The sequence below is a fragment of the Cognatundibacterium rivi genome, from assembly GCF_018139565.1.
Classification (GTDB): Bacteria; Pseudomonadota; Gammaproteobacteria; order Burkholderiales; family Burkholderiaceae_D; genus Undibacterium; species Undibacterium rivi.
Genome location: NZ_JAGSPK010000005.1, coordinates 263,012 through 275,352, shown reverse-complemented (window position 1 = coordinate 275,352; position 12,341 = coordinate 263,012). Strand labels below are relative to the sequence as shown.

Annotated in this window: 12 protein-coding genes and 1 tRNA gene; 6 read left to right on the top strand and 7 right to left on the bottom strand. The window is 50.1% G+C overall.

Translation table 11 applies throughout. The annotated features are described in order from the left end of the window. Positions 1–4: 4 nt before the first annotated feature. The 6 genes from KDM87_RS14695 to aat form a co-directional block, all read right to left on the bottom strand. Entirely contained in the window at positions 5–259 is a 255-nt protein-coding gene (locus KDM87_RS14695; RefSeq protein WP_212679775.1) for a hypothetical protein, read from the bottom strand. A gap of 62 nt (positions 260–321) precedes the next feature. Continuing rightward, positions 322–1,107: a substrate-binding periplasmic protein gene (locus KDM87_RS14690; protein WP_212679774.1), complete on the bottom strand. Its 786-nt coding sequence runs from the start codon at positions 1,105–1,107 to the stop codon at positions 322–324. A 226-nt stretch (positions 1,108–1,333) separates the two neighbouring features. After that, entirely contained in the window at positions 1,334–2,377 is a 1,044-nt protein-coding gene (locus KDM87_RS14685; protein WP_212679773.1) for an aldo/keto reductase, read from the bottom strand. A 48-nt stretch (positions 2,378–2,425) separates the two neighbouring features. Next, complete coding sequence (locus tag KDM87_RS14680) at positions 2,426–3,475, bottom strand: quinone-dependent dihydroorotate dehydrogenase (RefSeq protein ID WP_212679772.1); 1,050 nt, start codon at positions 3,473–3,475, stop codon at positions 2,426–2,428. Positions 3,476–3,616: 141 nt separating this feature from the next. After that, positions 3,617–4,345 carry an arginyltransferase gene (locus tag KDM87_RS14675; RefSeq protein WP_212679771.1) on the bottom strand — a complete coding sequence of 243 codons (729 nt, stop codon included), beginning with the start codon at positions 4,343–4,345 and terminating at the stop codon, positions 3,617–3,619. Between the two features lie 17 nt (positions 4,346–4,362). Then, complete coding sequence (gene aat / locus KDM87_RS14670; protein WP_212679770.1) at positions 4,363–5,079, bottom strand: leucyl/phenylalanyl-tRNA--protein transferase; 717 nt, start codon at positions 5,077–5,079, stop codon at positions 4,363–4,365. A gap of 189 nt (positions 5,080–5,268) precedes the next feature. Here aat and KDM87_RS14665 point away from each other — a divergent pair, with 189 nt between their 5' ends. Then, on the top strand, positions 5,269–6,471 hold the full coding sequence (locus tag KDM87_RS14665; RefSeq protein ID WP_212679769.1) for an ammonium transporter: 1,203 nt from the start codon (positions 5,269–5,271) through the stop codon (positions 6,469–6,471). 124 nt (positions 6,472–6,595) lie between these two features. Here the strand turns inward: KDM87_RS14665 and KDM87_RS14660 are convergent, their stop codons facing one another. After that, complete coding sequence (locus KDM87_RS14660) at positions 6,596–7,168, bottom strand: NUDIX hydrolase (RefSeq protein ID WP_212679768.1); 573 nt, start codon at positions 7,166–7,168, stop codon at positions 6,596–6,598. 139 nt (positions 7,169–7,307) lie between these two features. Here KDM87_RS14660 and KDM87_RS14655 point away from each other — a divergent pair. From KDM87_RS14655 to nusA, 5 genes are all read left to right on the top strand, one after another. Then, positions 7,308–7,384 (top strand) — tRNA-Met (locus tag KDM87_RS14655). A gap of 290 nt (positions 7,385–7,674) precedes the next feature. Further along, complete coding sequence (scpB, locus tag KDM87_RS14650) at positions 7,675–8,496, top strand: SMC-Scp complex subunit ScpB (RefSeq protein ID WP_212679767.1); 822 nt, start codon at positions 7,675–7,677, stop codon at positions 8,494–8,496. Beyond that, a complete protein-coding gene (locus tag KDM87_RS14645) occupies positions 8,477–10,066 on the top strand; it encodes a pseudouridine synthase (protein ID WP_212679766.1) in 1,590 nt (529 codons plus the stop codon). The genes scpB and KDM87_RS14645 overlap by 20 nt, the downstream gene beginning before the upstream one ends. Positions 10,067–10,281: 215 nt before the next feature. Beyond that, on the top strand, positions 10,282–10,767 hold the full coding sequence (gene rimP, locus KDM87_RS14640) for a ribosome maturation factor RimP (protein WP_212679765.1): 486 nt from the start codon (positions 10,282–10,284) through the stop codon (positions 10,765–10,767). Further along, entirely contained in the window at positions 10,764–12,323 is a 1,560-nt protein-coding gene (gene nusA, locus KDM87_RS14635; protein WP_186885703.1) for a transcription termination factor NusA, read from the top strand. The genes rimP and nusA overlap by 4 nt, the downstream gene beginning before the upstream one ends. Positions 12,324–12,341: the final 18 nt, after the last annotated feature.

Below are 12,341 nucleotides of genomic sequence, written 5' to 3'. Positions count from 1 at the left end.
AAACTTAGTTCTCAATTGCCGGGAAAAATTTAACGATTAACAGAGGCATCAATTTACCCAAAATGAGGAAAAATCCTGAGATTGAGCTCATCGATAAAAGGCTTAATGCCATTTGTGCGCCGCCAGCTGATGGGGGAATATATGAACGAATCACGAACCAGCATATTCCAGACATCGACAGACTAAGAATGCCGATTGTTAGTTGAAACCATTTACGAAGTTCGATTGGCATTGATTTTTCCATGGTGGGAATTTTCATTTGAAATGCAGCTAAGTCAGATTGTATCGGTAGTATCAATAAAGCAAGTAAAAAAGTACTGACTATTTCATATATTGATCATTCATCGCATCCAGAGTTTTATCCTTTTTCATTTCTTCCATGGCTTTATTGAAGGCGATGATGATTCTGGAATAATCCTTTTTCTTATTGAATGCCAGATAGCTCGGGACCGATTCAACGCTGGGGCTCAGCTCTCTGACTTGATCTGCCACGCCTGCTTTTTTTGCTGCGGTCAGAAACACATCGCGATAGCTGGGGGCAAGATCAAAACGTTCTGCTGCCAGCATTCTGACTAAGGAGTCGATACTGATTGTTTTGCTGACCTTATTCCACGTGCCGGTATTGATCATGCCATCAATTTTTTCGCCGTAGCTGGTGCTCTGAATCACGCCAATTTTTACCTGGGCTAATTTGGATAAATCGCCGTCAAACTGGATCGTGGAATTTGTGCGCACGAACAACGCTTCTACCTGGGTCATGACAGGCACGGCGGTGAAATTCAGAAATGCTTCACGCTCGGGAGATTTAAATGAAGAAAAGACGCCATCCACGATACCGTCGCGCGCTTCGGAAAGGCAACGCGCCCAGGGTTTTAATTCTATTCTGATTGGATAGCCAGCACGGCGGAACGCCTCGGTAACGATATCGACCAATAGCCCTGCAGGTTTGCCATTTTCCATGTAGGCCGTTGGCCGGCTATCTGCCGCAGCCAGAACCAGCGTCTCCGCCTTTGCTATGCGGATTGCAAAAAGAGCGAGTAAGGATATAAATAAAACCGTTAGTAGCCGGTGCGTCCATTTTGCATTGGTATCAGTTTTCTGATGCATCTGATGGCGCTCCTCAGTGGCTAAGGATCTGGTTTGGTCTGACAAAAAACGCGCAGGCATCGATCAAACCACGGAGACTGACAGCGTTTGCCGACAATTTTAATATAACTTTTGAAACATCCTACCTCAAAAATATTTGGTTGATTTTATTGATGGAACGGCGCGGGCAGAGGTATTGGTGCCAATACCTCTGCCCGTGAGAGCATTTGTATTGATGTGACTTACATCACTGCGCCGGATTATGGCTCTCTGCGTGGATTTTTTCTATCCCGGCAATCAACTCATCGCTGAGTTTCACTTCATACGCATCGATATTTTCTTTGAGCTGTTTCAGGCTGGTGGCCCCGATGATGGTGCTGGCGACGAACCAGCGTGAGTAACACCACGCGAGTGCGAGCTGGGTTGGCGTCAGGCCGTTCGCGCGTGCCAGATCGGCATAACGCTTCGCCGTTTCCAATACCAGCGGTCGGGTGTAACGCGGGCTCCAGCTTGGCGGAAACAGGGTCAACCGGCCATGCGCATTCAGATCATCGGCATATTTGCCGGTCAGCTGACCGAAGGCCAGTGGGCTGTAGGCGAGCAGGCCGACATTGTCGCGGAAACAGGTTTCATCCAGCCCTTGTTCAAACGCGCGGTTCATCAGATGGTAGGCATTTTGTATCGATGCGATGCGCGGTGCCTGCAGTTTTTCCGCCTGATGGATAAATTCGCTGACACCCCATGAGGTTTCATTTGAGACGCCGATGGCGCGGATTTTTCCGGCTTTGACCAGCTCGTCTAATACGCTCAGCGTTTCTGCAATCGCGGTATGCGGGCGTTCCAGCGCTGGGTCAAATTGCTTTTGTCCGAAGATAGGTGCGTTGCGACTTGGCCAGTGCAACTGATAAAGATCGATGTAATCGGTTTGCAGCCGTTTAAGGCTGGCATCAACAGCGGCGCGGATATTGGCCGCATTCAGATCATTCTGACCTTGCCGTATCCATTGCATGCCACGGGCCGGACCCGCGACTTTGGTGGCGAGAATAATGTCGCGGCGTTTGCCGGATTTTTTGAGCCAGCTGCCGATGTATTGTTCGGTTTTTCCCTGCGTTTCGGCGCGTGGCATGACCGGATACATTTCTGCGGTGTCGATAAAATTGATGCCGCGTTCCAAAGCGTAATCGAGCTGGCTGTGTGCTTCAGCTTCGGTGTTCTGTTCACCGAATGTCATGGTGCCGAGGCAGATTTTGGATACTTTTAAATCACTGTTGCCGAGGTGTGTTGTTTGCATTTTTTCTCTCAACGATCAATCATCAGACATCGTCTGATGATTTCTAAATTAATACGAGCGTACGTTGTGCAGCGCGGCGGCACATTCTTTGATCAGCGCCGGGCCCTGATAAATCAGGCCGGAATACAGTTGCACCAGTGATGCACCCGCCTGTATTTTCGCTACCGCATCCTCGCCGGAAAAAATGCCGCCGACGCCGATGATAGGTAATTCTTCACCGAGTTCTGCTTTCAGCGCGCGGATCACGCGATTCGATAATTCAAACACGGGTTTGCCGGACAAACCGCCAGCTTCTTCTGCATGCGGCAGACCTTGCACCGCATCGCGGGTGATGGTGGTGTTGGTGGCGATGACTCCATCTATTTTGTGACGTAACAGGGTGTCGGCGATCGTTTTGATTTGCTCGGCATCGATGTCCGGTGCAATTTTCAGTGCCACCGGCACATAGCGTTTATGCTGATCCGCCAGGCGTTGCTGAGCATCTTTCAGTTGCGACAGCAGGCTGTCTAACTCGCCCGCGCCTTGTAACTGGCGCAGGTTTTTTGTGTTCGGTGACGAAATATTCACCGTCACATAACTGGCGTACGGATACACTTTTTGCAGGCAGTGCAGATAATCTTCGGCGGCGCGTTCTATCGGCGTGTCGGCATTTTTACCGATATTAAGCCCGAGTACACCTTGTTTTTCCTGATAAAAACGTGACGACTGTACGTTGTTGACGAATGCTTCCACACCGCCGTTGTTAAATCCCATGCGGTTGATGATCGCTTCTGCTTTCGGCAGGCGGAACATGCGGGGCTGCGGATTACCCGGCTGCGCGCGCGGCGTGACGGTGCCGATTTCTATCGAGCCAAAACCGAGCGCGGCGAGCCCGTCGATGTAGGCACCGTCTTTATCCAAACCGGCGGCGAGCCCGACCGGATTCGGAAAATGTACCCCCATGACAGTACGCACATCCGCGGCTGGTTTGCTGATCAGGCCACCAAGACCGAGATTGCAGAGTCCGCGCAGCGCAGGTAAGGCAAAGTGGTGGGCGGTTTCCGGTTCCATTGCGAACAGTAGCGGACGTGCCAGTGAGTAAAGTAAGTTATTTGCCATGATATTGATAAAAAATGGGGGGTATATAAGAAAAAAGCCGAATTGTCAGCGTAAATAGTGGGCTTTAAAAAATACTGGGGGGAGTATATTTGACCTGTTTTTCAGCATTTTGAGTGTGTTTTCAGTAGTTTCCCGGACTGATTACGCCGCCAGCGTTTGCCAGTGTCCATGCATCAGCGCGTCAAGCGGCCTGAAATTGGTTTTGTAAGCCATCTTGGCGCTGGCGGCAATCCAGTAGCCAAGGTAAACATAGGGCAGTTTTAATTCTTTGCTCTGCCGAATTTGCCATAAGACGTTGTAGGTGCCATACGAGACAGCCGTGTCGTCCGGTTCAAAAAAAGTATAGACGGATGATAGGCCGTCACTCAGTACGTCGATGATGCTGACCATTTTCAGCACGTGGTGTTCGTCGCGAAACTCAACCAGCCGTGTATTGACCCGGCTTTGCAGCAGAAACTGCGCGTATTGTTCGCGGCTGTCTGTATCCATGCCGCCGCCAGCGTGACGCTGATTCTGATAGCGCTGATACAGTTCATAGTGTTCGTGCGAATACGCGAGTGTCGTCACGCGTGCGGTCAGATTCGCGTGTTTTTTCCACGCCCGGCGCTGACTGCGGTTTTCGCTGAATTCATCCACCCTGACTCTGACCGGGGTGCAGGCACGGCAGGCGTCGCAATACGGTCGGTAAATAAAAATGCCGCTGCGCCGGAAACCTTTTCTGACCAGTTCTGAATACGTGTCTGCATTAATCAGATGCGCTGGCGTCGCTACTTGCGAGCGCGCCTCCAAACCTTCCAGATAGCTGCAAGGGTAGGGCGCGGTTGCATAAAATTGTATGCTGGCAAAAGGAAGTTCGTTGAGTTGCGTCACGGTGATTTACTTTGCTGTCATTGATATAGCGCCCTCAGCGGTTGCCATTCCTCGATCATCGGTTGTGTGGTTGCCTGTGCTATCCAGCGGATAAAGTCGGCGCGGGCAATGGGTTTCGCGCCCAGTGAAGCCAGGTGCGCTGTCTCTTGCTGGCAGTCTATCATTTTCACCCCGTGTTCACGTAAGAAAAATACCAGATGACTCAGCGCAATTTTGGAGGCATTTGAGACCCGCGCAAACATCGATTCGCCATAAAACATGTGACCGATGCAAACGCCGTAAGCGCCGCCGACTAACTCACCATCGAGCCAGACTTCGGATGAGTGCGCATAGCCGAGCTGATGCAGGCCGCAGTATCCCGCCACGATGTCTTCGGATATCCAGGTGCCGTTGCCATCTTTACGCGGTGCCGCGCAGGCGCGCATGACTTGTTCAAAGGCGGAGTCAAAGCGGATTTCCCAGCGGGTATCGGTACGGATTTTTTTTAAACTTTTTTTCAGGCTGTCTGAAATCTTGAAGTCCGACGTTTGCAGCACCATGCGCGGGTCGGTGGACCACCACAATATCGGCTGGCCTTCAGAAAACCACGGGAAAATCCCTAGTTTGTATGCCATCAACAATCGCTGCGGCGACAGATCGGCTCCCGCCGCAAGCAAACCGGCCGCACCGTCACGATCAGTGAGTGCCGTCGAAGCATCTGGAAAGGGCGATTCTGCTTCTAACCAGGGAATCATTGTGATCCTTTCTGGTATTGCACTAAAACAGCGCTTTTTATGAATGTAAGATGCTTGCACATGGTGCGTGTTAAATTGACATTATCCATAAAATTCAATAACTTAAGGTGTTTGCACCAAATTGGAATATTTATTGCTTTATCTGTGTGAAACTAATTAAGAAGTGCACACTTAAGGGGAGGTATCAGCATGAACGTACAAATCGATGGCGCCAATGCTTTGTTTATTTTGCTTGGTGCAATCATGATTCTAGCAATGCATGCGGGATTTGCGTTTCTGGAGTTGGGTACCGTGCGTAAAAAAAACCAGGTCAATGCGCTGGTAAAGATTATTGTCGATTTTGCGGTATCGACGATTGCTTATTTCTTTGTCGGTTACAGCATCGCTTATGGCATCCAGTTTTATTCCGGTGCTGAAGTGCTGGTGGCAAAGAATGGTTTTGAGCTGGTGAAGTTTTTCTTTTTGCTGACCTTTGCGGCAGCGATACCGGCGATTATTTCCGGCGGAATCGCGGAACGTGCCAAGTTTTATCCGCAATTGATTGCGACCGCGGTGCTGGTGGGCGTTTTATATCCTTTGTTTGAGGGCATCGCCTGGAATCATCGTTTCGGCATCCAGGATTGGCTGAAAGCGGCATTTTCTGAAGAGTTCCATGATTTTGCCGGCTCGGTTGTGGTGCATGCTTTTGGTGGGTGGGTTGCGTTGCCTGCGGTCTTGTTGCTGGGTGCGCGGCGCGGCCGGTATATGAAAAATGGCGCGATTGCAGCGCATCCACCTTCCAGTATTCCGTTTCTGGCGCTGGGCGCGTGGATATTAACGGTGGGCTGGTTCGGCTTCAACGTCATGAGCGCACAGACGCTGGATAAGATGAATGGTCTGGTCGCGATTAATTCTCTGATGGCGATGGTGGGCGGTACGCTGGTCGCTTTGCTGATGGGGAAGAATGATCCCGGCTTTGTGTATAACGGTCCGCTGGCTGGGTTGGTTGCCGTTTGCGCTGGCTCTGATCTGATGCACCCTTTGGGAGCGTTAATCACTGGCGGCGTGGCCGGTGCTATTTTTGTCTGGATGTTTACCTGGACACAAAATAAGTGGAAGGTGGATGACGTACTCGGCGTCTGGCCTTTGCATGGCTTGTGTGGCGCCTGGGGCGGAATTGCTGCCGGTATTTTCGGTCAGAAGATGCTGGGCGGGCTGGGGGGCGTCAGTTTGATATCGCAAGTGTTTGGCACCTTGCTTGGCATTGCGATTGCGTTTTCCGGTGGTTATGCGATTTACGGTATTTTGAAAAAGACCATGGGCATACGTCTGGATCCTGAGCAAGAGTTCGAGGGCGCCGATTTGTCTATCCATAAAATTTCATCAACAGCAGAGCGCGAATCCAGTTGGTGATTTAGCTTGCTACGCAGTCAGAAGCTGGCGGAACGCCAATCAGTATCGTGATGCGCAGCCAAAAAGAAAAGGGTGGAAATTCCACCCTTTTTTATTCCGCTTTATTTTTATCCTGGTTTATTGCTCAGCTTTCTTGCTGCATCGGTTTAAAGATGTCATGGGCGTAGAGCCGATAACATTCGCCCTTCTGCGCACGGCTATAGTTTTCAAAGAAAAATTTCAGGGTGTAACTGATGGTAGGGAAGGCAATCTCATCCCAGGGAATTTCTTTTTCAGAAAACAGTTGCACATCAAGACTTTCAACTCCAGCCGCATAATTCAGATCGAGTAAGCTTGCCCGATAAAACAGGTGCACCTGATGCACGTGCGGCACATTCAGAATAGAAAACAAGTCATGCAGCTGGATATTGGCACCGGCTTCTTCCTCGGTTTCTCTTTGTGCGGCCTGAGCGGTGGTTTCATTGTTTTCCATGAATCCTGCCGGTAAGGTCCAGTAGCCATAGCGCGGGGCAATCGCTCGTTTGCACAGCAGAATTTTTAATTCACCGTTTTCTTCCCATACCGGAATGGAGCCAACAACCATCTTGGGATTTTGATAGTGAATAGCGCCGCAAGATGTGCAGACGAAACGTTCACGGGTATCGTCGGCGGGTATCTTCAGCTCGACAGGAGCCGCGCAGTCGGAACAGAATTTCATGGTGAATGGCGAGAAAATTAAGCAATTTCAGCAGTGTATCAATTCATCGTGCGTTTGGCGTGCTTTGACCTGTAATTGAAGTCGCATGGCGAAAGATTTGCGCAAAGCAGCAAAAACGTGTATAGTTCTTCTCTTCAGACGCGGGGTGGAGCAGTCTGGCAGCTCGTCGGGCTCATAACCCGAAGGTCGTAGGTTCAAATCCTGCCCCCGCAACCAGAATTACAAAAAAAGCCGCGTTATTACGTGGCTTTTTTTACTTTGAACGATGATTTATTTTTGATTGTCTTCCTGAATCTGGACTACAATCTAGCATCTACTAATTTGATGGGTTGGGCGTGCAAATATTTGCGTCCTGAAAATACACCCTGATCTGGCCCGCTTGATGGGCGTCGACACCTGAATGGGTTGCGACAAAATTAAATGCATAAAGGTGTGGGTTGAAGCTGGTTTGTTCTCGCTTCGTCCCGCTGTATGACATCTATTAAACCCGTGTAATTACTATTTGCATGAATACTGCTGAGGCAAAGCGAGTCCTCGAAACAGCCTTGTTATGCGCGCCTGAGCCGCTGACAGTTAATTCTATGAAAAAGCTGTTTCAGGAAACTGATGATCAAGGTGATGTGGTTGGCGCGGATACCATCAAATCGATGCTGGAAGATTTGCGTCTTGATTGGTCGGATAAGGGCATTGAACTGGTTGGTCTGTCGAATGGCTGGCGTTTCCAGAGCCGCCCTGAAATGCGTGCTTATATCGATCGCCTGAATCCTGAGAAGCCGCCAAAATATTCCAGAGCAACGATGGAAACCCTGGCCATTATCGCCTATCGTCAACCTGTGACGAGGGGTGATATTGAAGAAATTCGCGGTGTGACTGTTGCTTCGCAAATGATCAAGGCACTGGAAGATCGTTGTTGGATTGAAGTGATTGGCCATCGCGATGTTCCGGGGCGACCAGCATTGTTTGCAACGACCAAGCAGTTTTTAAGTGATCTTGGTCTGGCCTCGCTGGATCAGTTGCCGCCTTTGCAGCAAATTACCAAAGATGCTTCGGATGATTCTGTTGAATTATCTGTGGCAGAGCCCGTATTGAGTGGTTTTGCTGAGCAATTGAGTGCAGGTGCGCAAGAGAGTTTAAGTTTGATGCAGTCCTCTTCTGATGAGGTTGCGTCTGAGCGGGAAGTTGATGGCGACGTCGTCAATGTTCAGCTTTCTGCTGTTGGAAAATTAAGTGATCAGGCTGCCGAAGAGTCGGCGCCGGATGTGGAGCCGGGTGCTGATCAGCTTCAGCAGCCTCAAATAGAATTAAAGAATGAATCCAATGAATCCTGAAGATGTGAAAGCCGATCAGACGCCAAGCGATGCTGATAATGGGAAGCAAGTGAAACGCGGTGTGCGCGGTCCTCGCAATATGCGCAGAACGCGTGCCAAGTTGGATGTTGTTGCGCCGGTCGATGCAGCTGTATCTGGTGGTGCTGAGTTTGGCGCCGCTACGCCTGATGCTGTTGAGCGTCCTGCACGTACGTCGAACCAGAATCGTCAGCGCAAGCCGCGTACTGATCGCCCAGATGGTGGGCAATCGTCTTCGCGCGCTGAACGTCCTCCGCGTGAAGCTGGTTCTGCTGGTGCAGGCGTTCGCGGTAATGGGCGTCGTCCACCGCAGGCGAAGGGCGGGCGCCGCGATGCAGTGACTCCGGATGATGTGTTTTCATTCGTCACTTCCGAAGCGTTTGATGCAGATGTCACTGACGATGATAAATCCAGGGGCAAGGGTCGCAACGCTAAGCCTGCGCGCCGTGATTTAACTGCGGATGATGATGCGCCGAAGTTGCATAAGGTGTTGGCGGAGGCGGGTCTTGGTTCGCGCCGTGATATGGAAGATTTGATTGTTGCCGGACGCGTTTCAGTGAATGGCGAACCTGCGCATATCGGTCAGCGCATATTGCCAACAGATCAGGTGCGTATCAATGGCAAGCCGATTATGCGCAAGGTAAGTAAAAAGCCGCCGCGTGTCCTGATTTACCATAAGCCTGCCGGTGAAATTGTCAGTACGAATGACCCAGAGGGGCGCAATTCGGTATTTGAAAGTCTGCCGACGATGAAAGTCGGGAAATGGTTGGCGGTCGGTCGCCTCGATTACAACACGGAAGGATTGTTGTTGTTTACAACCTCCGGCGATCTGGCGAACCGTCTGATGCATCCTCGTTATGGTATTGAGCGTGAATACGCAGTCCGTACTTTGGGTGAGTTGGAAGAGGGAATGCGTCAACGTTTGTTGGCTGGCGTTGAGCTGGAAGATGGTCTGGCGCAGTTCTCTAAAATCACTGATGGTGGTGGTGAGGGTGTGAATAAGTGGTATCGGGTGATTATTGGTGAAGGTCGTAATCGCGAAGTGCGCCGTATGTTTGAAGCGGTTGGACTGACTGTTTCGCGTCTGATTCGTACCCGGTATGGTGCGATGACATTACCTGCTAATCTGAAGCGTGGTCGCTGGGAGGAGTTGGGTGAAGATGCTGTGCGCAGTCTGCTGAAATTAAGCGGGCTGGAAAAAGCGGCCTCCGATAAGCCTGCGGCAAAAACTGGCAAAACCTATGGTAATAAAGTGCCGTTTGGCGTGACACCTTTTACGCAAAAACAATCCTCTTTCCCTATGTCCGGTGGACGTGGTGAATATGGCGCTGGTCGTGGCGGCAATGCAAATGGCAATAAGTCTGGCGGTGTTGGTAACTACGGAAATAGTGCTGGAAGTGCTGGGAATAAACGTAGTAGGCAGCCAGATCCGCTGCAAACAGCGCTGGGATTCCCTGATGCTGGTCAGCAGCGACGTGGGCCTACAGCAAGAGGTAGTGGTCAGGCGATAGGGCAGGGAATTGCGGCGCGCAGACGTTCACGCGGCGCTTGATTTTGTGGTATGAGTTGTCGTGGCTTTGCCCTGTTTTCCATTGCGACGGGGTAAATAATCGTTTATAATCTGGCAGTTAGTGGATTATGCCTGATATGTTGTTTGACTCGGGCGCTACAAAGAAAGATGGGCAGTTGCCCATTTTTTTTTGGTCTTATCGTTTGATATGCCTGAGTATATATATGCGTACAGGTTTGTGACTTTCGGAGAATAGTTTGGTTTTGTTGGATTTAATAGAGAAGACTGTCAACGGCACTGGATATGATCTGGTGGATTTTGAGCAGGCTGAACGTGGCTTGTTCAGGGTGTACATTGATTTTTTGCCAGATGACATTGAGAAGGGCAATATCACAGTCGAAGATTGTGAGAAAGTCAGTCATCAATTGTCGCATGTGCTGACGGTTGAAAATGTTAATTACAATCGTCTGGAAGTGTCTTCGCCAGGTCTCGACAGACCGCTGAAGAAGCTTGCGGACTATGTGCGTTTTGCGGGTGAAAAAGCAACAGTGAAATTGCGTATGCCTTTGCCCGGTACGCCAAACCGTAAAACTTTCGAAGGCATTTTGCATGAGCCTGAAGGTGATAATCTGAAGCTGGAATTTGAAGTAAAAGATGGGTCGGCCATGCTGGAGTTTTCGCTCGCCGATGTGGATAAGGCACACCTGGTGCCACAAGTGGATTTTAGGAGTCGCAAAGCATGAGTCGTGATTTGTTGTTATTGGTTGATGTGCTGGCACGCGAAAAAAATGTCGATGAAGAAGTTGTTTTCGGCGCGCTCGAGCATGCTTTGGCGCAAGCGACAAAAAAGCGTTTTCCAGGTGAAGTAGATATTCGCGTTGAAATCGATCGCGACACTGGTGAGTTTCGCTCTTTCCGCCGCTGGCATGTAGTTCCTGATGAAGCTGGTTTGCAGCTGCCAGATCAGGAAATTCTACATTTTGAAGCGGTTGAAGATGACGCTGAAATTCAGATTGGTGACTATATCGAAGAAGAAATCGAGTCTGTTGATTTCGGGCGCCGTTTTGCTCAAGATACCAAACAAGTTGTATTGCAGCGCATTCGTGATGCTGAGCGCGAGCAAATTCTGGCCGACTTCCTCGAACGCGGCGATTCCCTTGTTACCGGCACGATTAAACGTATGGAACGTGGTGACGCAGTGGTTGAGTCTGGTAAAATTGAGGCTCGCCTGCCACGCGATCAGATGATTCCTAAGGAAAATCTGCGTGTTGGTGATCGTGTTCGTGCATATATTTTGCGTATTGATCGCAATGCGCGCGGACCACAGGTGATCTTATCCCGTACAGCACCCGAATTCATCATGAAATTGTTTGAGCTGGAAGTGCCCGAAATTGAACAGGGTTCTCTGGTAATCAAGTCTGCAGCCCGCGACCCAGGCGTTCGCGCAAAAATCGCTGTCTATACAGCGGATAAACGTATCGATCCTATTGGTACCTGCGTTGGTATGCGTGGTTCCCGCGTTCAGGCTGTGACTGGCGAACTCGGCGGCGAGCGTGTTGATATCGTTTTGTGGTCGGAAGACCCGGCGCAATTCGTCATCGGTGCATTAGCACCGGCGAATGTGTCGTCCATCATGGTCGACGAAGATAAGCATGGCATGGATGTGGTGGTTGACGAAGAAAATCTCGCGATTGCTATTGGCCGTAGCGGTCAGAACGTACGTCTCGCAGCCGAATTGACTGGCTGGCAAATTAATATCATGACGGCGGAAGAGTCTGCTAACAAAGCAGAGCAGGAAACTGCCGGTATTCGCGCTTTGTTCATGGAAAAGCTGGATGTCGATCAGGAAGTTGCTGAAATTCTGGTTGAAGAAGGATTCTCCAGTCTGGAAGAAATCGCTTATGTGCCTATCACTGAAATGCTGGAAATTGAGGCATTTGACGAAGATACAGTTACTGAATTGCGTAACCGTGCGCGTGATGCGCTTTTGACGGAGGCGATTGCTTCTGAAGAAGGTTTGGAAGGCATGGATGATGAACTGATCAACCTTGAAGGCATGACACGTGTGACTGCTGGCAAGCTGGGACTGGCTGGCATCAAGACACTGGCAGCTTTTGCTGGTTTGGCGTACGACGAATTTGGCGCGATTTTGGCATTGTCTGCCGACCGTTCACGCCATTTAATTAAAGAAGCATTTGAAGATGTGACCGATGATGAGATGAAACTCATCGACGCTAAATATGATGATCAGGCCAAGGCTTTGTTAGCCAATGCCTGGAAACTCGTAGAAGCAAAGTAATTCACGGGTTTCATATTC

Coding starts and splice junctions, on each gene's coding strand:
- KDM87_RS14695 (WP_212679775.1), bottom strand. CDS start 259: ATGAAAATTCCCACCATGGAAAAATCAATGCCAATCGAACTTCGTAAA.
- KDM87_RS14690 (WP_212679774.1), bottom strand. CDS start 1,107: ATGCATCAGAAAACTGATACCAATGCAAAATGGACGCACCGGCTACTA.
- KDM87_RS14685 (WP_212679773.1), bottom strand. CDS start 2,377: ATGCAAACAACACACCTCGGCAACAGTGATTTAAAAGTATCCAAAATC.
- KDM87_RS14680 (WP_212679772.1), bottom strand. CDS start 3,475: ATGGCAAATAACTTACTTTACTCACTGGCACGTCCGCTACTGTTCGCA.
- aat (WP_212679770.1), bottom strand. CDS start 5,079: ATGATTCCCTGGTTAGAAGCAGAATCGCCCTTTCCAGATGCTTCGACG.
- KDM87_RS14665 (WP_212679769.1), top strand. CDS start 5,269: ATGAACGTACAAATCGATGGCGCCAATGCTTTGTTTATTTTGCTTGGT.
- KDM87_RS14660 (WP_212679768.1), bottom strand. CDS start 7,168: ATGAAATTCTGTTCCGACTGCGCGGCTCCTGTCGAGCTGAAGATACCC.
- scpB (WP_212679767.1), top strand. CDS start 7,675: ATGAATACTGCTGAGGCAAAGCGAGTCCTCGAAACAGCCTTGTTATGC.
- KDM87_RS14645 (WP_212679766.1), top strand. CDS start 8,477: ATGAATCCAATGAATCCTGAAGATGTGAAAGCCGATCAGACGCCAAGC.
- nusA (WP_186885703.1), top strand. CDS start 10,764: ATGAGTCGTGATTTGTTGTTATTGGTTGATGTGCTGGCACGCGAAAAA.